Source organism: Streptomyces spiroverticillatus (genome assembly GCA_014650415.1).
GTDB lineage: Bacteria > Actinomycetota > Actinomycetes > Streptomycetales > Streptomycetaceae > Streptomyces > Streptomyces spiroverticillatus.
The window spans coordinates 34,746-54,313 of record BMUX01000030.1; the positions used below are offsets into that span (position 1 = coordinate 34,746).

At 70.3% G+C, this 19,568-nt stretch carries 24 protein-coding genes and 2 pseudogenes; 11 read left to right on the top strand and 15 right to left on the bottom strand.

From position 1 onward, the window contains the following. Positions 1 to 379: 379 nt before the first annotated feature. Positions 380 to 1,142 (bottom strand): annotated as a pseudogene (locus IE269_RS43915) (DUF2637 domain-containing protein); the annotation flags it as partial. 289 nt (positions 1,143 to 1,431) lie between these two features. Next, the gene (locus IE269_RS40050) at positions 1,432 to 2,244 is read right to left on the bottom strand and encodes an alpha/beta hydrolase (protein WP_189828271.1); all 813 of its coding nucleotides are present in this window, start codon (positions 2,242 to 2,244) and stop codon (positions 1,432 to 1,434) included. 7 nt (positions 2,245 to 2,251) lie between these two features. On the opposite strand from IE269_RS40050, the gene IE269_RS40055 reads away from it, so the two are divergent. Together IE269_RS40055 and IE269_RS40060 are read left to right on the top strand one after the other, a co-directional pair. Then, positions 2,252 to 2,677 carry a hypothetical protein gene (locus IE269_RS40055; protein WP_189828272.1) on the top strand — a complete coding sequence of 142 codons (426 nt, stop codon included), beginning with the start codon at positions 2,252 to 2,254 and terminating at the stop codon, positions 2,675 to 2,677. A 152-nt stretch (positions 2,678 to 2,829) separates the two neighbouring features. Continuing rightward, positions 2,830 to 3,498, top strand: a complete 669-nt coding sequence (locus IE269_RS40060) for a cysteine hydrolase family protein (protein ID WP_189828273.1) — start codon at positions 2,830 to 2,832, stop codon at positions 3,496 to 3,498. 69 nt (positions 3,499 to 3,567) lie between these two features. Here IE269_RS40060 and IE269_RS40065 read toward each other — a convergent pair whose 3' ends face one another. The 4 genes from IE269_RS40065 to IE269_RS40080 are packed head-to-tail and all read right to left on the bottom strand — an operon-like array spanning position 3,568 to position 7,361. Beyond that, positions 3,568 to 4,596 (bottom strand): hypothetical protein, encoded by a 1,029-nt coding sequence (locus IE269_RS40065; RefSeq protein ID WP_189828274.1) that lies wholly within the window; start codon positions 4,594 to 4,596, stop codon positions 3,568 to 3,570. Beyond that, complete coding sequence (locus tag IE269_RS40070; RefSeq protein ID WP_189828275.1) at positions 4,580 to 5,524, bottom strand: phosphotransferase; 945 nt, start codon at positions 5,522 to 5,524, stop codon at positions 4,580 to 4,582. The genes IE269_RS40065 and IE269_RS40070 overlap by 17 nt, the downstream gene beginning before the upstream one ends. Further along, positions 5,524 to 6,684 carry a hypothetical protein gene (locus IE269_RS40075; protein ID WP_189828276.1) on the bottom strand — a complete coding sequence of 387 codons (1,161 nt, stop codon included), beginning with the start codon at positions 6,682 to 6,684 and terminating at the stop codon, positions 5,524 to 5,526. The genes IE269_RS40070 and IE269_RS40075 overlap by 1 nt, the downstream gene beginning before the upstream one ends. Then, positions 6,681 to 7,361 carry a histidine phosphatase family protein gene (locus tag IE269_RS40080; protein ID WP_189828277.1) on the bottom strand — a complete coding sequence of 227 codons (681 nt, stop codon included), beginning with the start codon at positions 7,359 to 7,361 and terminating at the stop codon, positions 6,681 to 6,683. Before IE269_RS40080 ends, IE269_RS40075 begins: the two co-directional genes overlap by 4 nt. Before the next feature lie 236 nt (positions 7,362 to 7,597). Between IE269_RS40080 and IE269_RS40085 the strand changes: the two genes are divergently transcribed. Then, the gene (locus tag IE269_RS40085; protein ID WP_189828278.1) at positions 7,598 to 8,362 is read left to right on the top strand and encodes a GntR family transcriptional regulator; all 765 of its coding nucleotides are present in this window, start codon (positions 7,598 to 7,600) and stop codon (positions 8,360 to 8,362) included. A 167-nt stretch (positions 8,363 to 8,529) separates the two neighbouring features. On the opposite strand, the gene IE269_RS40090 is transcribed toward IE269_RS40085, so the two are convergent. Then, positions 8,530 to 9,072, bottom strand: coding sequence for a flavoprotein (locus IE269_RS40090; protein WP_189828279.1), 543 nt, complete (start codon positions 9,070 to 9,072; stop codon positions 8,530 to 8,532). Beyond that, positions 9,069 to 10,307 carry a helix-turn-helix domain-containing protein gene (locus IE269_RS40095; protein ID WP_189828280.1) on the bottom strand — a complete coding sequence of 413 codons (1,239 nt, stop codon included), beginning with the start codon at positions 10,305 to 10,307 and terminating at the stop codon, positions 9,069 to 9,071. Before IE269_RS40095 ends, IE269_RS40090 begins: the two co-directional genes overlap by 4 nt. Before the next feature lie 207 nt (positions 10,308 to 10,514). Between IE269_RS40095 and IE269_RS40100 the strand changes: the two genes are divergently transcribed. After that, positions 10,515 to 10,865 (top strand): hypothetical protein, encoded by a 351-nt coding sequence (locus tag IE269_RS40100; RefSeq protein WP_189828281.1) that lies wholly within the window; start codon positions 10,515 to 10,517, stop codon positions 10,863 to 10,865. Beyond that, on the top strand, positions 10,862 to 11,278 hold the full coding sequence (locus tag IE269_RS40105; RefSeq protein WP_189828282.1) for a restriction endonuclease: 417 nt from the start codon (positions 10,862 to 10,864) through the stop codon (positions 11,276 to 11,278). Before IE269_RS40100 ends, IE269_RS40105 begins: the two co-directional genes overlap by 4 nt. Before the next feature lie 166 nt (positions 11,279 to 11,444). On the opposite strand, the gene IE269_RS40110 is transcribed toward IE269_RS40105, so the two are convergent. Continuing rightward, complete coding sequence (locus tag IE269_RS40110) at positions 11,445 to 11,645, bottom strand: hypothetical protein (protein WP_189828283.1); 201 nt, start codon at positions 11,643 to 11,645, stop codon at positions 11,445 to 11,447. A gap of 53 nt (positions 11,646 to 11,698) precedes the next feature. Then, positions 11,699 to 11,836: a hypothetical protein gene (locus IE269_RS40115; RefSeq protein WP_189828284.1), complete on the bottom strand. Its 138-nt coding sequence runs from the start codon at positions 11,834 to 11,836 to the stop codon at positions 11,699 to 11,701. A gap of 75 nt (positions 11,837 to 11,911) precedes the next feature. Here IE269_RS40115 and IE269_RS43560 point away from each other — a divergent pair, with 75 nt between their 5' ends. From IE269_RS43560 to IE269_RS43575, 4 genes are all read left to right on the top strand, one after another. Next, entirely contained in the window at positions 11,912 to 12,595 is a 684-nt protein-coding gene (locus IE269_RS43560; RefSeq protein ID WP_308437009.1) for a hypothetical protein, read from the top strand. Beyond that, a complete protein-coding gene (locus IE269_RS43565) occupies positions 12,550 to 13,041 on the top strand; it encodes a tyrosine-type recombinase/integrase (protein WP_308437008.1) in 492 nt (163 codons plus the stop codon). The genes IE269_RS43560 and IE269_RS43565 overlap by 46 nt, the downstream gene beginning before the upstream one ends. Before the next feature lie 85 nt (positions 13,042 to 13,126). Next, positions 13,127 to 14,194 carry a hypothetical protein gene (locus tag IE269_RS43570; RefSeq protein WP_229898533.1) on the top strand — a complete coding sequence of 356 codons (1,068 nt, stop codon included), beginning with the start codon at positions 13,127 to 13,129 and terminating at the stop codon, positions 14,192 to 14,194. Positions 14,195 to 14,266: 72 nt separating this feature from the next. Further along, positions 14,267 to 15,508 carry a tyrosine-type recombinase/integrase gene (locus IE269_RS43575; protein ID WP_229898532.1) on the top strand — a complete coding sequence of 414 codons (1,242 nt, stop codon included), beginning with the start codon at positions 14,267 to 14,269 and terminating at the stop codon, positions 15,506 to 15,508. Positions 15,509 to 15,860: 352 nt separating this feature from the next. Here IE269_RS43575 and IE269_RS40130 read toward each other — a convergent pair whose 3' ends face one another. The 3 genes from IE269_RS40130 to IE269_RS40135 form a co-directional block, all read right to left on the bottom strand. Further along, positions 15,861 to 16,433, bottom strand: coding sequence for a transcriptional regulator (locus tag IE269_RS40130; RefSeq protein ID WP_308437007.1), 573 nt, complete (start codon positions 16,431 to 16,433; stop codon positions 15,861 to 15,863). 100 nt (positions 16,434 to 16,533) lie between these two features. Then, positions 16,534 to 16,659: a hypothetical protein gene (locus IE269_RS43580; RefSeq protein ID WP_268253647.1), complete on the bottom strand. Its 126-nt coding sequence runs from the start codon at positions 16,657 to 16,659 to the stop codon at positions 16,534 to 16,536. Positions 16,660 to 16,688: 29 nt separating this feature from the next. Beyond that, a complete protein-coding gene (locus IE269_RS40135) occupies positions 16,689 to 17,051 on the bottom strand; it encodes a hypothetical protein (protein WP_189828285.1) in 363 nt (120 codons plus the stop codon). A 643-nt stretch (positions 17,052 to 17,694) separates the two neighbouring features. Between IE269_RS40135 and IE269_RS43585 the strand changes: the two are divergent. Further along, positions 17,695 to 17,838 (top strand): annotated as a pseudogene (locus tag IE269_RS43585) (endonuclease domain-containing protein); the annotation flags it as partial. A gap of 186 nt (positions 17,839 to 18,024) precedes the next feature. Then, positions 18,025 to 18,237: a hypothetical protein gene (locus IE269_RS43590; protein ID WP_229898538.1), complete on the top strand. Its 213-nt coding sequence runs from the start codon at positions 18,025 to 18,027 to the stop codon at positions 18,235 to 18,237. Positions 18,238 to 18,307: 70 nt separating this feature from the next. Here the strand turns inward: IE269_RS43590 and IE269_RS40145 are convergent, their stop codons facing one another. Beyond that, complete coding sequence (locus tag IE269_RS40145) at positions 18,308 to 19,000, bottom strand: hypothetical protein (protein ID WP_189828286.1); 693 nt, start codon at positions 18,998 to 19,000, stop codon at positions 18,308 to 18,310. Beyond that, complete coding sequence (locus tag IE269_RS40150; protein ID WP_189828287.1) at positions 18,997 to 19,431, bottom strand: ATP-binding protein; 435 nt, start codon at positions 19,429 to 19,431, stop codon at positions 18,997 to 18,999. The genes IE269_RS40145 and IE269_RS40150 overlap by 4 nt, the downstream gene beginning before the upstream one ends. Between the last annotated feature and the right edge of the window lie 137 nt (positions 19,432 to 19,568).

Consider the following 19,568-nt stretch of genomic DNA (forward strand, 5'->3'; position numbering starts at 1 on the left):
AGCGGGCGGCTGCGGCCGGAGCCGGAGTCGGGGGGCACCGTCACGGGCTCGGCCCGCGCGGGGGCGTGCTGGTCTGTGCGCTGATCCTGCTGGACGGGGGCCGGTGCCGCGAACCAGGGGCTCGGGTGGCCCTGCTCTGGGCTCTGCGGCTGGAGGTGCAGCGGGGAATGCTGTTCAGGGACGCGAGCAGCAACGTCCGGAGCCGCGGTGAGCGCCGCGAGATCCGGGTTGCCCGGTGCCTCCGGCTCGTCCTTCTCCAGACGGATTCGGGGTCCGGCCGCAGCCTCGGCTATCGAGCCCTGGTCGTTGGCCGCCGTACGGGGCGTGCGGGCAGCCAGGAGCACAGAGGCCGGTGTCGATCCTGCCTCCGAAGCGGCCTCCGGGACCGAGGGCAGCAGCGCCGGCTCGATCCCCGCGGCCGCCAGCCCCGCCGGACCCGTGTCCGACAGCGGCACCCCGTACTTCGCTAGCCGCAGCGGCATCAGCGACTCCACCGGCGCCCTGCGCTTCCACGAGCGCCCGAAGCGGGCCTGGAGGCGGGCCTGGTAGATCAGCCGGTCCTGCTCCACCTTGATGACCTGCTCGTAGCTGCGCAGTTCCCACAGCTTCATGCGGCGCCACAGGCGGAACGTGGGAAGCGGCGAGAGCAGCCACCGGGTGAGGCGCACGCCGTCCATGTGCTTGTCGGCGGTGATGTCCGCGATCCGGCCCACCGCGTGCCGGGCCGCCTCCACGGAGACCACGAACAGAACGGGGATCACGGCGTGCATGCCGACGCCGAGCGGGTCGGGCCAGGAGGCGGCGCCATTGAAAGCGATCGTCGCCGCGGTGAGCAGCCAGGCGGTCTGCCGCAGGAGCGGGAACGGAATCCGCATCCAGGTCAGCAAGAGGTCCAGGGCGAGCAGGACGCAGATGCCCGCGTCGATGCCGATCGGGAAGACGAGCGCGAAGGTGCCGAAGCCCTTCTCGACGGCGAGCTCGCGCACCGCCGCGTACGAACCGGCAAAGCCGATCCCCGCGATGATCACCGCACCGGCGACCACCACACCGATCAGTACCCGGTGCGCCCGGCTGAGCACGATGGACTTCGCTGCCTTGTCCGTACGCACGGGCGCTGGTGTCTCCTTCGCCTTCCGCGGCATCCGCTCCTGATCCTGACCGTCCGTCACGGTCTCACGGCCGTTGCCGCCCCCGCTCGCCGTTGGCGGCCGGTACCCGGCATCGTCAGCAAATAGTGATCTCCCCCAGATGGAGTACCCGGTAGGTGAGGTAGCGCCGGAAGGGCCGTGGGTATCAGATGCCATACACCCCCAAGGCGGGCGAGGGGGCGGAGTGTGACCTCCGCGAACGCGGCAGCCGGAAGCCTGGCGGATTCGTCGGTCGCCCGGCCGTCAGGGAACTGCACGACCAGCTCACCGCGCTGACGGCGGTTTAGGCGGTCAGGAACGTGCTGACACGTTCGATGACGTCGGCCTGCCACGCCTGTGACTGCGGGTGCAGGTACTTGGGGTCGTCGTGGACGGCGAAGCCGTGCTGCGCACCGTCCAGTTCGACCAGTTCAACGGGCCCGCCGAACATCGGCTTGTGCGTGCGGGAGGACTCGATGGGCACGAACGTGTCGCCGGTACCGTGCACGATCAGCACCGGTGCCCGTACGGCACTGAGGATCGCCTTGGTGTCGAGGTAGAACACCTCGTTCAGCAGGGCCCGGTTCAGCTCGAACGGGGACCGCTCGGTGAACCCGTGCTCGTCCAGGTGGGCAGCGGCCTCCTTCGACAGGTAGTCGCCTGTCCAGCCGGGGCGGGAAGTGACATACCGCTCGCGGTAGTCCAGCCTCGGGTTCAGCAGCACCAGGCGGTCGACGTCCTGGGGGCGGTGCGCGGCGTGCAGGCACACGGCCCCACCGGAGAACGACGCGGCGATCACGTGCACCGGACCCGTGCGACCGGTCTCGGCACACAGATCGTCACCAGCGGCGCGTACGTCGTTGGTGACACCCGCGATTGTGAGCTCGGACTCACGGCCGCCGCTCGCCCCATGCGCGCGCAGGTCAAATCGGAGGCTGGTGATCCCTGCCTCGGCGAGACCGGCCGCCAGACGCGCAAAAAAGCCGCCTTCCTCGCGGGTGACCCCGGACCCGTGGACCAGGACCGCGCACCCATCAACGGGGACGGTGGCAGGAGATAGCGTGCCGGACAGGGCGATGCCGTCCAGTGAAGCAAACGCCGTCTCGTAGTCGACCATGCCTCTGATGCTAGGACCTGCTCCCGCACGGCGATATGGCGCACGTAGATGGCCAACCCGCCCTGCGGGCGACCTCAACTGCCGCAAGAAGGAGCACCGCTGCGCGGAGAACTCGCCCGAGCTGCGGGACCGCATCGGGCACGACGCGCTCGGCCACCAGATAGCCGGAAGCCTCATCCGCAACGGCTACACCACCGGCGACACGGTCGGCCGGGCGTCGCTCTCCGCCATCGAGGACTGCCAGAGCATCAGCGTCAAGGGCCTGGAGCGTCTGGCGGCCCACGGCCTGATCAACCCCACGAAGGACCCCGGGCAGGAACTCATCGACGCGCTGGCCAGGAAGAAACCGCTGTATGAACAGGACGCCCGACGGCTGGTTGAGTCCTACCGGCAGTACGTCCTGGATGCCGTCTCCCCGAGCGATCGCCCATAGCCGCGGTCCGGACGGACTCCCCTCCGTCCGCTGTAAGAGCCAGAGCGCTTCCGCACCTCCTTCCGTAGGGTGCGGGACCGCCCCCGCCAACCTGCGGGCGTTCACCAAACGAATTGCCCAGTTCAGCACGAAGCGCGGGTAGGACTGCAGGGGTGCTGACCGATTCCGAACTTCACCGCTGGTGGATCGATCCCCGCGAGTACGAGCGTCACGAGAGCAGGCGCGGCAGGCGGCACGCGTACGAAACCCTCGATCCGGTGCGTACTGCGCTGGTCGTGGTCGACATGGTGCCGTTCTTCGCCGACAACAACGCCTACGTCCGCGGTATCGTCCCGCACATCAACCTCCTTGCCACGGCCTTGCGTTCCGCCGGTGGCCTGGTCGCCTGGGTCGTGCCCGCGCACGCGCCCCCGCTGGGACGGACGAGCAGCGAGTTCTACGGCCCGGCGGTCTGTGCGGTCTTCACAGCCTCCGGCGGCACCGGCCCGCCCCGCTCACGGCTGTGGCCGGCCCTCGACGCCCACCCCCAGGACCTGGTGGTGGAGAAGTCGGCCTACAGCGCCTTCTTCCCCGGCCGCTCTCCGCTCCCCGAACGCCTGGCCGAGCACGGCATCAACTCCGTCCTGATCACCGGAACGCTGACCAATGTGTGCTGCGAATCCTCAGCCCGCGACGCGGCCACCAGCGGCTTGCGCGTCCTGATGATCGCCGACGCGAACGCGGCCCGCCGCGACCTGGACCACAATGCTGCCCTCCACACGATCTACCGGTCGTTCGGCGACGTGCGCACCACTGCCGAAGTACTCGGCCTGATCAGATAGCAGCCGCAGTAGGGTCTGGCCGGCCGAGTTCCAGAGCCTCCCACGGCCGTGGCCGCGCAGGACTGCGGGTCAGCGGGCGAGAGTGGCGAGGTAGCTCTCGGTCGCGCTCCACGGGGTGAGCTCGATGCCGAAGCCGCCGGTGCCGGTGGCGTCCTGGATGTGGACGAGGCGTCCGGACAGGTGGACGGTGTCGCCCTGGCGGAACGCGCCGGTGTAGGCACCGAGGTAGCTGCGCAGGTGGGTGATGCGGCGGGCGAACACTTCGGGTTCGTCGATGGTGGAGGCGATGACGGTGTCGACCTCGATGCCGTACAGCGCCGGCGTCGTCAGCCCCTGCCGGTGGTCGGTGATCCGGGCAAGCACGCTGATCTGCCCGACCTCCTGGGCGATCACGTTGTGGAAGGCGCGGTCACCGTCGGCGCGCAGCGGCTCGCAGTTGATGTGCGCCCCGGCCCCGGCGGTGAGCCCTTGGAGTTTGCGGGCCTCCTGGCGCAGCAGGATGTCGAAGGACGATCCGGCCATGTACTTGGCGCGGCGCAGGTACAGGCGGGTCAGGTCCTCCCCTTCGTACGGGCGGATCAGCGACCGCTCCGTGAAGAGGCGCCTGGCCGTTTCGTAGCCGCGCGGGCCGTAGCAGACCAGGTCGATGTCCGAGCGGGCGCCCGCGACGCCGACGAGGAAGGAGCCGGTGACACCGAGGACGTCGTCGGCTTTCCGGTCGATGATCCAGTTGATGATGGCGAGCAGGTCCTTGCTGACTGCGGAGCCGTCCAGCAGGGCGGGCGTCTCGTGCAGGGTGGTGAGGGCGTGACGGCACGAGTAGTGGCGTACGACGTCCTCGCGGGGCACTCCGGTGATCACGCAGCCGATCGCGGGCGCGTAGACGTAGCACTCGGGCCGGTCGGCCAGGATCCCGAACGCCTTGGAGACGACCGTGTTCTGGCGGTAGGTGGTGTCGAACAGGGTCCGGTCGCCGCGCGGGTCGGGGTAGTACTTCACGTACCCCAGCCAGTGCGTGGCGGGGTGCACGTCGCCGATCACCTTGAAGACGACGCCGGCACGGTCCAGGAGGTAATCCCGGTCACGGACGGCCGGCATCGCCCTGCCCAGCGGCGAAGTCGTCCAGGGTGGGGAAGAGGGCGGTGTCGACGGTGCCGGTGCGTTCATACTGCTCGATTCCCTTCAGGGCGAGGTGGCGCCGGTACTGCCACTTCTGGTGCTTGTCGGCCCGGGCCGGGTCGGCGGGGCGCATCAACGCGAGGAAGAACAGGCTCTTGACGAGCAGAAAGGCGCCCAAGTACGGGCTCACCGACGGGCTTCCGGCCGCCTGGGCTGCGGCGTCCAGCACGGCCAGGTACCGCCGGCGCTGGACTGCGGTCGCGGTGTAGCCCTTGGTGCCGCCCTTGAACGGGATGACCTCCAGGGCCAGGGCGACGTCGTACCCCAGCGGCACCACCCCGTGGTGCTGCCAGTCGATGACCCCGGCGGGCAGGACGTTGGGCAGCCCGTAGTCGAGGTGCCCCCACACCATGGGTACCCCGGCCAGCTCGCGGGTGGCCCGGGCGAGAGCGGCGCGGGTGCGCGGGGTGTCGAGGTCGGGGTTCTCGGTGAAGACGTTGGAGGTGAAGCCCGCCTGCTCCACCCACTCCCCCAGCGCGGAGCGGCCGCCGGGGGCCGGGTGGTGGGCTTGCGCGGACAGCAGCCGGGCGGAGACCTCGCCGAGCTCATCGACCACTTGGTCGGCCAGGACCTGTCCGCCGTCCAGCAGGGCCAGCGCCCGCTCGTGCAGCGACTGGAGGCCGAGGGACTCCTCGTCCACGAAGAATGTGCCGTCGTCCAGCTCCCCCTGCGCCAGAACGTGCGGCACCGGGTATCCCAGAGTGGCGGCCTGCTGCTGGAACGCCGCCTCGGCCCGCAGGCCGGTGCCGCCGGTGCGCCGGTAGCGGGTGCCGTCGGCGGAGACGAACACCGCCCCCTGGGCATCGGCGGTGCGCCGCTTGACCAGTTGCCACGCGAAGCTCTCCATCAGAACGCTCCCTTCTCGAAGGCCGCAGCCCTGGGGTTCTCCCGGCTGGCGAGGGCGCAGGCCAGCATCCGGGCATCCATCACCCAGCGCATATCACCTGCCGCCACACGGTGCCGGAGTTCCGTCAGGAGATCACTCTGGGGTGCGGGCGGCCGGGCGAGGTGGGCGCGGCGCAGGAACTTGAGCAGGGCGGGCAGGCGGGCGGCGCTCACGCCGCTGCGCTCCCGGGCGGCGCACAGCGGCAGGTACCAGCCGGTGAACACCTCCCGGAGCGCCTGGGCTTGGTGCACCTCGTACAGCCGGCCGCCCGCCGCCGCCCCATAGTCGACCTTGCCGTGCAGGGCGTACCGCAGACGCATCGCACCGAACTGGCGGAACGGGGCGCCGTAGGCGGCCACGTGGGCGGCGGCGGTCTCGGTCACCGTCATCACCGGCCGCACCGCACCGCGTTCGGCGGCGGCCGCGAGCACCGCGACGTGCAGCCCGGCCCGCGGGTCCAGCACCATCCCCTCCAGCCCCAGCTCCTCCAAGGAAACGCCGTGGTCCCGGGTCCGGGAGAGCACCAGGACCTCGGGGACGTTGCGGGCGATGTGCAGCAGGTGCGCGGGGGTGCGGGCGCCGGTGGCGTGGACGTCGTCGCGGTCGAGCACCGCGGGGTGGGTGGTGCGGTCGCAGACCAGCAGCGGCCGCCGTGCTGTCCGGGCGACGGTGTACCCGCAGGCACGGCAGTCGCCCGTCGTGCCGGGGCCGGCCAGGTGTCCGCAGCGGGCACACAGCCGGACCGGCATGTCCCTCACGGCCAGCGTCCCGTCGTCCAGGAGGGCCCGGGTCATCTTCAGGGCCAGGGAGGCGACCTGGGGGTCGGCGTCGGTGCGCAGTCCGCCCGCCGGGGCGGGCCCGGGCGCGTACTTCGCCGCCACCGCCTGCGCCTCGCGCTGCGTCCGGCCGAGCATGCCCCGGTCGGCTGCGCGGCGGTGGCGTACGTCTCCGTGGAGGGTGACGGTGTTCCACAGGTGCGGCACCGGCGCCACGCCGAGCAGCGCGTTCAGCGCCTCGGCCAGCCGGATACCGGTGGCCTTGCCCGGCCGCTCGGCGAGGGTGAAGTCGCCGTTCTGCACGGGGCCGTTGACGTAGAGGACCTCGGAGGTCGCGCGGTTCACCGCGGGCTCCCCTCGGCATCGCCCGGCTCGGCAGCGTCGACCTGGCGGAAGCGTCCGGCCCGCCGCTCGTAGACCAGGACCCCCGCGTTGGGGGTCTTGCGGATCCGGGCTTCTGCGACCAGCTCGGTCACGGGCCGGTACTCCAGCACACTGCGCAGCGCCAGGATCGCCGTGTGGTGCGTCAGGGCCACCACGGACTGCGCCCGCCCTTCGGCGAGGCTGTCGACGAAGGCCCGGGACCGGGCCAGCACGCCGACGGCCAGGGACTCGCCGCCCTCACCGGGAGGCGTCCACAGGTGCTTGGCGGTCTGCCGGTCGGCCTCGCACGCGGGCCAGGTCGCGAACAGCTCCCGCTTGGTCATGTACGTGGCGTCGCCGTAGTGCTGCTCGTTCAGCAGGGCGGTGACCTCGACGCGGTGGCCGGGCAGCGCCGACTCCGCGGTGTCCAGGGCCCGCCGGTACTGCGAGCAGTACACGAACGGGGCAGGGCCGGCGAGGTCGTGGAGCGCGGCGCCCAGCCACTGGCACTGGAGAAAGCCGCGCGGGGTGAGGCCGACGAGGTCGCGGGACAGGGCGTGCGCGGCCGGGCTGGCCCACGGGCGCGGGTCCCGGTAGAAGCCGGTGTGCTTGGTCGCGTTCTCGATCGACTCGGCATGGCGTACGACGGTGAGAAGCATGCGTCACCTCGGCAGAGGCTGATGAGGATGAGGAAGAGTGCGGGGCGGTCGCGGTCTCACGGGCATCGGGCCGCGAGCGCACCGAGTGGGTGGCGCATCCGTCCGGTTGCGGGATGGACCGCACCCCTGACAGTGCATTAGAACTAGGACTATCTTCGGCGGCACCTGATAAGCCGTCAATAGGGCTAGGACTATCGGATGTGGTTGTCCGAATCTGCCGGAAACAGGAGGTACCCATGAGCAGCCCCGCGTACCAGCAGATGGCCGCCGACCTGCGTGCCGCCATCGGGAACGGGACCTATCCCGCCGGCAGCACCCTGCCGAAAATCACCGACCTCGCCCAGCAGTACGGCGTCGCCAAGCAGACCGCCCGCGAAGCCCTCGCCCAGCTCGAAGCGGAGGGCCTGGTCGACATCATCCGCCGCCGCGGAACCGTCGTCCGCGCCCGACCGGTCCGCCGACGCCTCACCCGCGGCCGCCAGGTCCACCGCGACGCACGCGGCTACTTTTTCGACGCCGCCGCCCAGCCCTGGACCGCCCTCGAACCCCCCACCATCACCTGGGCACCCGCACCCCACGACATCGCCGCCCTTCTCCAACTGGCCGACGACGCACGGCAGGACGTCCTCGTACGCGACCGCCTCATGGGCGACCCCGCCACCCAGACCCCCCTCCAGCTCGCCACCAGCTACCTGCCCGCCTCCCTCGCCCGCGGCACCCGGCTCGCGCACAAGGACACCGGCCCCGGCGGCATCTACGACCTCCTCGAAAGCATGGGCCACACCCCCCTGTCCTGGGAGGAAGCCGTCAGCGCCCGCATGCCCACCCCCACCGAATGCGAGCAACTCCACCTGCCCAAAGGCGTCCCGCTCCTGCGCATCACCCGCACCACCACCAGCCCCGACGGCACCGTCCTCGAAGTCAACGACACCCGCATGTCCGCCGACACCTTCGAAATCGGATACACCCTCACCCGCCACCCGAGCGCCCAACGCCCTTGACCACACCCACAAATGCGCCCGCCCGCACGAGTGCAGTCCCGCACCCCTGTACTGCGGGTGCGGGACTGCGCTCGTGGCTCATGCTGGGCTACTGCTTGTTGATGGTGTCGCCGAGGCTGATCGCGTCGTAGAGGCGGGCGGAACGACTTCGCCGTACGGCGGTGCGCTCAGGCGGGCAGGGCGTCGAGTGCGGCCTGCCACGGGTAGGCGTCGAGGTCACCTTGCCGCGGCTCGTGCGGAGTGAAGCCCTCCTCGCCCAACAGCACGGTCACTCCGGCGGTGCGCAGCGTCTCCACGCTGCGGGGTACCGCCGGGTGCCGGTTCTGCGCGGCGTTCCAGTGCGGCAGGGCGACGATCGGCAGACCGAGACCGATGCCCTCGGTGAGCAGCCCCAGAGCGAGCGTGTCCGAGGTCCCTGCCGCCCACTTGTTGACGGTGTTGCTGGTCAGGGGCGCGACGAGGAGCGCGTCCGGGGGCGGCAGGACATCGGGCTGAGAGGGGAGCTTGTACTGGTGGCGGACGGGGTGGCCGGTGCGCTGCTCCAGGGCCTCGATGCCGCCCTCGAAGTCCTCCTTCGCCCACCGGTACGCGTCCGGGGTGAGGATTAGGCAGACGTCCCAACCCGCCTGCTGGGCAGCACGGATGGGAACGTCGAGGCGTTGGGCGGGCGGGGCGGCGCAGGAGATCAGGTACAAGGTCTTCTTGGTCATCCGGGCAGTCCACAGCGCTGAGCGAGCGCGCGCAAGCGTCCCTCTGCGCTCCCGGTGCCCAGGAGGCGCAGTTCTTCGACGAGTTGCCGGGTGCGGGGGCGGCACAGGACCTCTTCCTCGCAGAGCGCTTCGGCCTCAAGGAGGGTGGCGACGGCCTGTTCGCGCTGTCCGGCCTGCTTTTCCGCGATGGCCCGGTCGGTGAGCAGGTGGGCGCGGCGCTCGCGGGGCAGCGCGCCGAGGGCGGCGTCGGGCAGGCCGGCGGCGACGGCGAGTGCGTCGGCGCCCTCGGAGAGCTGGACGTGGGCGGCGACCCGGTAGAGGCCGCAGTTCGTGGGACCGAAGGAGGTCCACAGCTCGTTGCGGTCGCTGCCGAGACGGTCGGCGTGCTCGTCGGCCTCGTCGAGGAAGACGGGCACCGCCCGGGCCAGAGCGTCCGGGCTGATGTCGTCGGCCTCGGCCGCGGCGGCCTGCGCCATCGCCGCCTTGAGGAACAGCATGCCCAGCACGCTCAGCCCCTCCGGGCCCCGCTGGACAAGCTCGTCCTGGAGGCGGCGGGCGGCGGCCGTGACGAACTGGACGGCGGCCGCGGCCTGGCCGTGGGCGGTCATGGCGTCCGCGAGGTGGCGGGCGGCGCTGGCCATGATGACCGGGTCCTGGGAGCGTTCGGCGGCCGCGACCGCGCGGTGGCCGGCCACGACGGCGAGTTCGCTGTCGCCCCACTTGATGGCGGCGGCCTCGGTGAGCTCCAGGGACAGCGACAGCAGCCGGTAGGCGGCCAGCTGGTCGTCACCCTGGTGGCGTTCGGCGGCCCGGGTGGCGTCGATGAGGAGGTGGGGGATCTGTGCTCCGAGCGTCGCGAAGTGCCCGGCCTGGAAGCCGGTGCGGGCGAAGCTCAGGCTGCGCTGCAGGGCGGCGACGGAGACCGGCTCGGTGCTGGAGTCGTCACACCGGCCGGTGATCACGTCGTGCCGCTGGAGAGCGGCCCGTACGGCGTCGATCTCGGATTCGGCCGGGCACAGCACCACCGGGTCGTACAGGAGGCGGTCCACCGTGATGCCCAGACGCAGGGCGACCTCGGTCACCACGGACAACTGCGGGTCGGCCTGGCGGCGGCCGCCCTCCAGCTCCTCCACCCACCTGCGCGAGCGGCGCATCAGCGCGGCGAACTCCGCCTGGGACAACCGGCGGCGGCCGCGCCAGTGCGCGACGCGACGGCCAAACTGGACACGGTCCATCACAAGGCTCCACCAGGAGGTGCGAACCCACACGATGTGTGTGGTCTGCTTCCGGTATAGCGCTCCTACGGTCGCCGTGTGGCCAAGTCCCGGCAGTCCACCCCTACGTGGCACACGTGCGCCGTTCCCACCGGTCAACGGCGGGACGCGTGGCGCAGCGGGCGCGGCCGCTCGGTTCTCGAACCGCTCGGGGAATGGTGGGACGCCGTGGCCCTCACCCCGCTCGCGTTCGGCCTCCACGTCCTCACCGGCATGCGCCTCAGCCCCCGCGCCGGATACCCGGTGATCGGCGATCTCGGGCACGACACCGCGTACGTGATGGTCTCCCCGCACAGCGCCGACGGCGCCCCCGTCGTCGACGGTGTCCGGGTCCTGGGGGCCGGCCACCTTCTCCTGGTCCCCGACACGGTGCGCACCGCCTCCCCGCACGGCACCTTCTGCGCTCACTGGATCAGCGCACCACGGGCCGACCGGTACGAACGCCTCGTTGACGGGCAGACACTTGCCGCCCACCTCCACCAGCTCCACAGCACCCACCGAAAGGCACCAGCGTCATGACCCACCAGATCCTCCACGACCCCGACGGGCACCTCGCCGCGGAACTGCCGCTCGACCCGCAGGCCCGCACCCACCACGAGACCCTGGCGCAGCGAGTCCTGGGCTGGGGCGACGACGTGCTGCTGAGCGCCCGGGACCTGGAGCTGATCGCGCTGCTGCTCACCGGACACGCCCGCTGCGTCCGCGACGACGTCCGGCAACGCAGCGAGGATCCCCGTCTCAACCGCGGGGTCCAGGGCCAGCTTGCCGCCCTCGCGGACGACGCCGACCGCCAGCTGAACGCCACCGCACCGCCGGTGGGGGAATTCGGCTACACCCGGGGCCGGGCCCGGCTCGTCCTCAGCCTCTACGCGGGGCTCGACCTTGCCGAGGAAGCCGGTGCGGCCTCCCCCAGGGTCACCGCGCATCCCTGAAACGATGGTCGCCCCCGCCACACACCACGCAGCCCCCTCGTCGAACCGGACGTGAGCTGGCCGTCCGGCGCCTCGGCGACACCATCAACAGGAAGTAGCCCCAGCACGAGCCGCGAGTGCAGTCCCGCACCCCCGAATGTGGGGTGCGGGACTGCACTCGCGCGGGTCAGGCCCTGCCCTGCTCGTGCATGCGTCGCGCGAAGATGTTCGCGCCTTCGTTGCGCTCTTCGGGGGTGAGCCTCTCCGCCAGGCCCTTCAGGATCATCTCGGTCCCAAGGGGGGTGCCGAGTCCCTTCTGGGCCGAGTCGTAGAGGCGCTCCATTGTGTTGGCGAACTGCTCCGCCGCGGGCTTCTCGTGCTCAAGCATGATGTGGCCTTTCGCAGGGTCGGGGAGGTGCGTGGTTGACGGTCGTCGGTGGGTCACAGGGCCGCGATGGCGAGTGCGGCGATTCCGAGCCAGAGCGTGTGCCAGCTTTGGTCTGTTGACTGCACCAAGTTGGTGATCCGCTGGTGTTCCGGCTCGTGGGTGCCGAGGATCTCGGCATGTCCTCGTTTCATGGAATGTCCTCCGTACATCGGGACCTGATGGATGGCCGCGGCCGACTGCCGTCGGTCGGTGCAGTGGTGAAGGGGGTGAGGCCTTCGCTCCCGTGGTTCGTGGTCGATGCGGCGGGTCGGGAGATCGAGCCGGTGAGCCGGTACCTGCGGGATCTGGCGCTCGGCGATGCGAGCGCGCTGTCGGGCCGCAGCTACGGGTACGACCTGCTGCGCTGGTTCCGGGTGCTGTGGGCGGTGGATGTCGGCTGGGAACAGGCGACCGAGGCGGAGACGACCGCGATGGTGGGCTGGCTGCGTACGGCGCCGAATCCGCAGCGGCGCCGCTCGCTGCCGGAGTCGATGCCCGCGGGCGTGGTCAATCCGAAGACGGGCAAGTCCACGCTGCGCGACGGGTACGCGCCCAGGACGATCGCGCACGCGTTGACCGTGGTGCACGGCTTCTACGCCTTCCACCAGCACTACGGCCGCGGGCCACTGATCAACCCGGTGCCGGAGAGCCGGGACCGCAGAGCCCGGCTGGCTCACCGCTCCCCGCTGGAAGCACCGGTGCACGCCCGGCGGGCCCGCCTGCGGCCGAAGGTGCCCGACCGTCAGCCCCGGGCGATCCCGGACCGGCTGTGGGACGAACTCTTCGCGCAGATGGGATGCGACCGAGACCGCGCCCTGCTGGCCTGCTATGTCAGCTCCGGCGCCGCGCCAGCGAACTGCTCGGGGTGCGCCTGGAAGACGTCGACTGGTCGGCCGGACGCTTGTGGGTGATCACCAAGGGCACCGGCCAGCGAGACCCGGTGCCCGCGTCCCCGCAGGCGTTCGCCTACACGGCGGCCTACCTGGACCAGGCCGGGCTGCCCGAGCCGGGCGGACCGATCTGGCGAACACGCCGGGGCGAGCCCCGGCAGCTGACCTACTGGGCGATGCGCCGCGTGATCCAACGGGCGAACGCCGTGCTGGGCACGAACTACACGCTGCACGACACCCGGCACACGGCGGCCACCAGAATGGCGCGGGATCCCTCGCTGACGCTGGTGGAGGTGCAGACGATCCTGCGGCACGCGCATCTCAGCACCACCGCCCGCTACACCGCGGTCGGCCTGGAGGACCTGATGGACAAGCTCGCCGAGCACTACCAGCGCCCCCGGCAGGAAGTCCGCTGGTCGCAGACCTATGACCCTGCCAACGTCGAGGCGGTGTTCGGTGCCCGGTAGTACCGCTGGCTACAACGCACGGGCGATGGGCCCGACGACCGGACGCATCCAGCGCAACCCCCTGCGGGAGGCGCCAGCGGACCGAGTGAACACCAAGGTTATCCAGCCCGCGCCGCCGCCCGAGCCGGAGAACCCGCCCCGGCCGGCCGGTGACCTCTCCCGGGCCTCGCTGGCCAAGGTGGCCGACGCGGCCGTGACGGCCTGGAACGACGAGGCCCTTGAGCGGCGCAGGCTGCGCCGCCTCAGCACGGTGACGATCCTCGAACACCTGGCGCGGTTCCCCGGCACCACCTGGCAGCAGCGATGGGTGGCGGCAGGACTGGACGAGTACGGCACGAACCCCGGTGACCTGGGCGGCGAGGACAAGAAGCTGCGCAAGTTGTTCATCTCGGGCACCCGCCATCTGTTCTGTCTGCGGGTGATCCGTCCGAGCCTGGATGCCTTCCGCGGGCACACCTACCCTAACTACGCCCTCGACTTTCGCCTGGTGGCGAAGGACCCGCTGCTGGACAAGTTCCACGCCGCGGTCGAAGCCTCCGACGCGACCCCGGCGGCCCGGCGCACCGCGCTGTTCGACGTCGCCTGCGCCCTGACTGTGTTCGGGATCTCCCTGGCCGACCTGACGCCGGAGGTGCTGCTGCACTACTCGCTGGAGTCGCGGCGCAAGCAGCTCACCCGCGGGGCCACCAAGCGCGGCCAGGAGTACAACTACGCGGCGATCGCGGCCTGGCACATCCTCTACGAGTCGGGGCACTTCCCGCCGTCGGCGCCGCACGTGCTGCGGGCCGCCCTTGTCGGCGGGCAGAAGAGCGTCGAGGAGCTCGTCGACCGGCAGCAGCTGCGCAACACCAACGTGCGCAACCTGCTGGTGGACTACCTTCGCCGCCGCGCCGCCGACCTGGACCACTCCTCGCTGCGGCAGCTGGCCCGGGTCCTGCCCGGCACATTCTGGAGCAACGTCGAGAAGGTCAACCCCGACCAGGCCGACCTGCGGCTGAGCGAGGAGACCTACCAGCAGTGGAAGGAGACCATCTCCGTCCTGCCCGGCGGCCGGCCCCGGCTCGACATGGACGGCGTGCTGCTCAAGGTCCGCACCTTCTACCTGGACTTGCAGAGCTGGGCGGTCGCCGAACCCGAGCGCTGGGCGGCGTGATCGGCGCCCTGCCCCGTCCGGGATGCCGAACTGCGCTGGTTCAACGTCCGCCGCCGCGAGATCAACGCCCGGATGGCCGAACGCACCCGCGTCCGCCAGCCCCTGCTTCCCCTGCTGGTCGACCACGTCACCAACCGGTGGATGCGGCTGCGCGAGATCCTCGCCGCCGCCCAGGCCGTCGAACCCGGTGAACGGTTCACCGCCGCCGGCGCACAGTGGCAGCGCACCGCCAGCGAGTACGACCTCAAGCGGGCCAAGACGGAGAAGTCCTTCCCCGTCCGGGCGGTCAACCGGGACACCGGCGAGCTGGTCGCCGTCACCCGGGACGAGACCGCGGCCTTCTGGGACTGGGCCGTCGTCGAAGTGCTCCGGCACGCCGGTCTGCGGATCGAGGAGCTGACCGAACTGACCCACCTGAGCGTCCGCAACTACCAGCGCCCCAACGGTGAGGTCGTCGCGCTCCTGGTCGTCACTCCTTCCAAGACGGACCGCGAGCGGGTGATCCCGATGTCCGCCGAACTGTTCCACGTCATCGCCCAGGTCATCCGCCGGCACCGCGCCACCTACGGCACGGTGCCGATCGCAAGCCGGTACGACGTCCACGAGAAGGTGTGGTGTCCGCCCCTGCCCTACCTCTTCCAGACCCAGACCGGCCTGGAGCGACAGGCGATGAGCACCACCACCATCTGGCGCCGCCTGCGCAAATGCTGCACCGAGCTGGCCAAGACCCACCCCGAGTTCGTCGGGACGACGTTCTCCGCCCATGACTTCCGAAGGATCTTCGCCACGGACCTGGTCAACTCCGGGCTGCCCATCCACATCGGTGCCGCCCTGCTCGGCCACCTGAATATCCAGACCACTCGTGGCTACGTCGCGGTCTTCGACGACGACATCGTGCGGCACTACCAGCAGTTCCTCGACCAGCGTCGCCAGCTCCGGCCGGAGGAGGAGTACCGGGACCCCACATCGGAGGAGTGGTCGGAATTCCAGGAGCACTTCGACAAGCGGAAGGTCGAGCTGGGCTCCTGCGGACGCCCTTACGGAACGCCGTGCGCGCATGAGCACGCCTGCATCAGATGTCCCATGCTTTCGGTCAACCCGACGATGCTGCCCCGGCTGGACGAGCTGGAAGACGACCTGGTCACCCGCCGCCAGCATGCGATCGCCCAGGGCTGGAAGGGCGAGGTCGAAGGCATCGAGCTGACCCTGACGTTCCTGCGCTCCAAGCGGGCCCAAGTCCACCGGTCGCAGCAGCTGCCCCCCGTGAACCTGGGCATCCCCTCGTTCCCTCACAGCCGGCCCACAACCGAATGATCAGCAGCGTGGACCAGAAGCGCGCTGTCTCCACAGAGAGGACTACGAACACGAGATCCAAGCAGTCCGACAGCCACCTCAAGATCATTCCCACTCGTCTCAGGTCGCGGCACGCTAGAGTGCCCGTCGCACCGCGGGAGGGGAACATGACGGAGCAGAGTTGGCAGCTCAGACAAGGTGAGCGACTGGTCGGAACATTGACCCTTGAAAGCGGCGATATGTTCTGGTCTGACTGTCGATTTAAACCAGGTCCGGCGTGGGAAGAGCTTGCTCCCCTCTTCGCCTCGTCCCGTGATGCCTGGCGCCGCGGTGACGAGGATGCTGCCTTGGCCGCAGACGAGACGATCTACGCTCAAGACCTGGCCCTCGTTCCGGAGGGCAGCGGAGCCCCGATCACGGAGTTCCTGATTCGAATCGAGGGGGAAGTCGCCCGATTCCGGCACTGATCCGATGTGCCACGCTCGGTCGGATGTCTAGCGCCGACGTTGGTGCAGAGAAGGTCGAGTGCATAGGCGCCGGTGCCCAGGGTCGGGGCGTACGTACCGGTGGCGGTGACCGGGTGGGCGGGATGCGCCGGGGTGCCCAGGGAGAGGAACTCGCCCTTCCCGCAGCGGCGGGCGAGGCGGGCGAGCGTGGTGCGCCGGTCAGCCCAGTAGTGCGAGAGGGCGTCCGCGCCGAAGCCGACGGCGAGGCCGGCTGCGCCGACGGCGAGGTCCAGGACCAGCACGACGGGGGCGAGGACGAGGGCCTTGGTGACGGTGAGCCCGAGGACGTGCCGGGCGCAGGCCGCGCGGCCCTGCCAGCCGGGCAGTCCCTTGTCGGCGGCCTGGCACGAGCTCTGGACCCAGTGGTTGCCGACCGAGTGGCCGACGTACAGGGCAACGAATACGGCCGCGAAGACTGCGGCAAGGCCGGGATCGGCCATGATAGTGGTCTCCTGTTTCTCTGCGAGGAGTTCGGGAGTACGGGGCGGCCGTGCGCCTGGCAGTGGACGGCCGCCCCCGCTGAACTGCTCGAACAGACGGTCAGCAGCCGCCGTCGCGCTGGGCGGCTTCGGCGATGGATTCGGCCTGCTGCCGGGTGTTCTCCTCCAGTTCCTCAGCCGCCACGCGCAGGGCCTCCATCACTTCTTCTGGGGTCTGTTCGGACATGGCTTCGGGTCCCTTCGTGGGTGTGATGGTCAGTCGTCGGCGGGACGGTGGCCGGAGTCGTACATGCGCCTCACTGCCTGGTGCTTGTCGGCGTCGCCGAGGACGGCTTTGGCGATGGCCCGCCAGGAATGCCCGTGGTCGTCGCGGAGCCTGACGACCTGGACGGCGGCGCGGCGCTTGAGGTCCTTGGCGAGGGCGGTGGTGTGGTGGGCGGCGGTCAGGGCCGCGTCGGGCGTCTCGGGCAGGCCGCCCGCCGGGTCCGCCAGCGCGTCCAGGGCCCATGCAAGGCGGTCCTGGTCGATCGCCTGCACCAGGAACCCCTGGGGGTCGTCCCCGGGCTCCCAGGCGATTTCTGCGCTGGTGCTGGTGGGTCGGGTGATGTGTACGGACAAGGGTGGCTCTCTTCCGGTGGTGGCCCGGCCGAGGTGCGGTCCTGACCGGGACGGGGGCGAGGTCCGACAGTCGTGCACATTGTGCGCACCGACAGGTGTGACTGTGTCAGAGGCGTGCACAATGTGCAAGGGGTCTTGTGGGATTCCTTTTGCCAACCGCCGGATCATGGAGAGTTGCCGAATCTCCGCCCCCGCTCCCCTTCAGCAGGCTCCGGATACGCGGCTGCGGGAAGGACTGCGCCGGCACGGCAACCGGTTCTACGGTGCAGAAATGACGCTGCTGCCGCTGCCTGAGCCAGCCCGCCCAAGGGTCAGTTCGCCTTCGTCGCGCTCGCGAGTCCCGGCCCTGGCCTCACTCATGACACCGCTCCTGGTCGCCCGCGTTCTCGCGGCACAGCGAATCATCGACAGGAAGTACTGGAACTGGTGCCGTGGTTCGGGTAACTACCCTTGCCGCAACGGGACGTTGGACGGAGTCCCAGCATGCTCGCGTCATCTCACCTCGGAGGAGCTGGCTGCGGTCGATGAACTCCGAGCCGGAGCCGCCCGGCTCGTTGACCGGTGGCTGCCTCACTTGCCCCCCGCCTGCTGGTTCTGGCCCCTCCCGGCGGACCAAGACCCCTTACCGGCGAGCACTGAGGACATGCTTTTCACCTGGCAGCAGTCCAGGTGTGCCATCTGCGGCCGAAACGGACAACGGACCCGAAGGACAGCTCCGGATGCCCTTGTTCTCGACCACGATCACGAGACGGGGCTTGTACGAGGCCTCCTCTGCTATCGGTGCAACAAGCGCGAAGGACTTCAATCCCCGGGAGAGGACGGCCGCTACGGCAACTACCGGAAGCTCCCGCCCGCTCGGCAGCTCGGTCTGACTACGCGCTACAGCCAGGCCCTTCAACTCCGTGTTCCGGGCCCCCGCAGCGGAGGTCCTGCCGCCGATGCCTACACACGCCAGAAGGGGACGTTGCGCCGCGTGGCACCCAAGCTGAAGAAGGACTTGGCAGCTCCCGTCGAAGGGGTGGACCGCCAGCAGCAACTCCTCGAAGAGATCCAGCGGACCGTCGAGGCCCTCGTACCCGTACTGCATGCCAAGATCGAACAGGTCTCCCGTGACCACCCTCAGCTGCCTCCGCAGGCAGAAGCCCTGGTCAGATGGCTGACAGAGTTCCCTCGTGAGCACACCTAAGCCTGGCCCGGTAAGCGTCCTGGCGGCAGCGCAACGTACGCAAGGCTGTGCCTGCCTGTGGTGGAACGGGTCAGGCCCCGGCCACGGCGGTACCAGGGCCGAATGACACCCTGTACGTCGCCCGGCGGTGCCCATCTCCTGAAGCCGATGCTGCCGCCGGGCGCACAGCACGCCGAAGAACAACGGCACGGAGCGCCTCTCCGTACGACAGCAGGGGCCGTCGGATCGCTTCCGGCGGCCCCTGCTGTCGTGCGTCGAGCTGGTCCAGGGCGAGATACAGCGTCCGGACCAGGCGGGCGCAGCTCTGCGCGTGGGCCAGGGTGTCGTGCATCAGCTCGGGGAGCCGTCGGTCGGCTTCCCGCAGCGATGCCTCGACAAGGGGGCGCAGGGGGCTTTTTGGTGGCAGTGCGTCGCAGCGGCGGCGTACCAAGGCGGCCTGTTCCCAGGCGTGGTCGCGCAGCTGCGGGAGGATCGTCGCGCAGTGGGCGGCCTCGAGGACGGTGGTCTTCGGGACGGCGAGCACCGCGGCCGCCAGGGCGAGGTGCGGGACGCGGTCGAGCGGCAGGTCCTGCGTGTCCTGGTCGTTGGCGACGACCACGTGGTGCGGGTGGAGGCAGGCGGTGTCCAGGTCGTAGGCCGGGGCGTGGTCGAGGTCCTGGTCCGCCACCACTTCCCAGGTGCTGTCGTTGTCGAGTTTCAGGATGCCGTTGACGCCGTGCCGGGCCATCAGGTCGGCGAGCCGGGCGCGGGCTTCACTGCTCATGCGCCCACCCTCCCCGCAGCTGCGGGCTCTGATTCTTCCGTCGGCCGTGCCGGTTGCGCCTGTTCTGCTGCCCGTACGGGCAGCAGCGCCCACACGCTCTTGCGGTCCGTGCCAAGCAGCGTCCAGCCCCAGTCGGTGCTCAGTGCGTGGACCAGTTGCAGGCCGCGGCCGCTTTCCGCGTCTGTGATGCCGCGTACGAGTGCGGGCGGGCAGCTGCTGTTGTCGTGGACCTCGACCAGGAGGAGGCCGTCCCCGTGGGTAAGGACCAGTTCGGCCATCGCGCCGGCGGTGTGCTGTACGGCGTTGGTCATCAGCTCGGACACCACGAGCAGGGCGGTGTCGATGGCCCGGGGGATCTGCCACGCGGCCAGCGTCCGCGCCGCTGCCTCGCGGGCCCGGGGCACGCCTTCGGGAGCGGCAGGAAACACCATTGCCGCCTGCCCGCAGGCCGCTACCCCAGGGCGCTCCCGGGGCGGTGCCGCGCTCTTAGAGGTGCTAACAGAAGTGCCGTCGGTGTGACTATCGGTCTGGTTGGTCGTTGGTCTGTTCGTGGGCAAGAGGGTGTCTC

Coding starts and splice junctions, on each gene's coding strand:
- IE269_RS40105 (WP_189828282.1), top strand. CDS start 10,862: ATGACCCACCAGATCCTCCACGACCCCGACGGGCACCTCGCCGCGGAA.
- IE269_RS40070 (WP_189828275.1), bottom strand. CDS start 5,524: ATGGAGAGCTTCGCGTGGCAACTGGTCAAGCGGCGCACCGCCGATGCC.
- IE269_RS40095 (WP_189828280.1), bottom strand. CDS start 10,307: ATGGACCGTGTCCAGTTTGGCCGTCGCGTCGCGCACTGGCGCGGCCGC.
- IE269_RS40110 (WP_189828283.1), bottom strand. CDS start 11,645: ATGCTTGAGCACGAGAAGCCCGCGGCGGAGCAGTTCGCCAACACAATG.
- IE269_RS40050 (WP_189828271.1), bottom strand. CDS start 2,244: ATGGTCGACTACGAGACGGCGTTTGCTTCACTGGACGGCATCGCCCTG.
- IE269_RS40085 (WP_189828278.1), top strand. CDS start 7,598: ATGAGCAGCCCCGCGTACCAGCAGATGGCCGCCGACCTGCGTGCCGCC.
- IE269_RS40145 (WP_189828286.1), bottom strand. CDS start 19,000: ATGAGCAGTGAAGCCCGCGCCCGGCTCGCCGACCTGATGGCCCGGCAC.
- IE269_RS40150 (WP_189828287.1), bottom strand. CDS start 19,431: ATGGTGTTTCCTGCCGCTCCCGAAGGCGTGCCCCGGGCCCGCGAGGCA.
- IE269_RS40115 (WP_189828284.1), bottom strand. CDS start 11,836: ATGAAACGAGGACATGCCGAGATCCTCGGCACCCACGAGCCGGAACAC.
- IE269_RS43580 (WP_268253647.1), bottom strand. CDS start 16,659: ATGTCCGAACAGACCCCAGAAGAAGTGATGGAGGCCCTGCGCGTGGCG.
- IE269_RS40055 (WP_189828272.1), top strand. CDS start 2,252: ATGCTAGGACCTGCTCCCGCACGGCGATATGGCGCACGTAGATGGCCA.
- IE269_RS40080 (WP_189828277.1), bottom strand. CDS start 7,361: ATGCTTCTCACCGTCGTACGCCATGCCGAGTCGATCGAGAACGCGACC.
- IE269_RS40130 (WP_308437007.1), bottom strand. CDS start 16,433: ATGGCCGATCCCGGCCTTGCCGCAGTCTTCGCGGCCGTATTCGTTGCC.
- IE269_RS43575 (WP_229898532.1), top strand. CDS start 14,267: ATGGCCGAACGCACCCGCGTCCGCCAGCCCCTGCTTCCCCTGCTGGTC.
- IE269_RS40065 (WP_189828274.1), bottom strand. CDS start 4,596: ATGCCGGCCGTCCGTGACCGGGATTACCTCCTGGACCGTGCCGGCGTC.
- IE269_RS40090 (WP_189828279.1), bottom strand. CDS start 9,072: ATGACCAAGAAGACCTTGTACCTGATCTCCTGCGCCGCCCCGCCCGCC.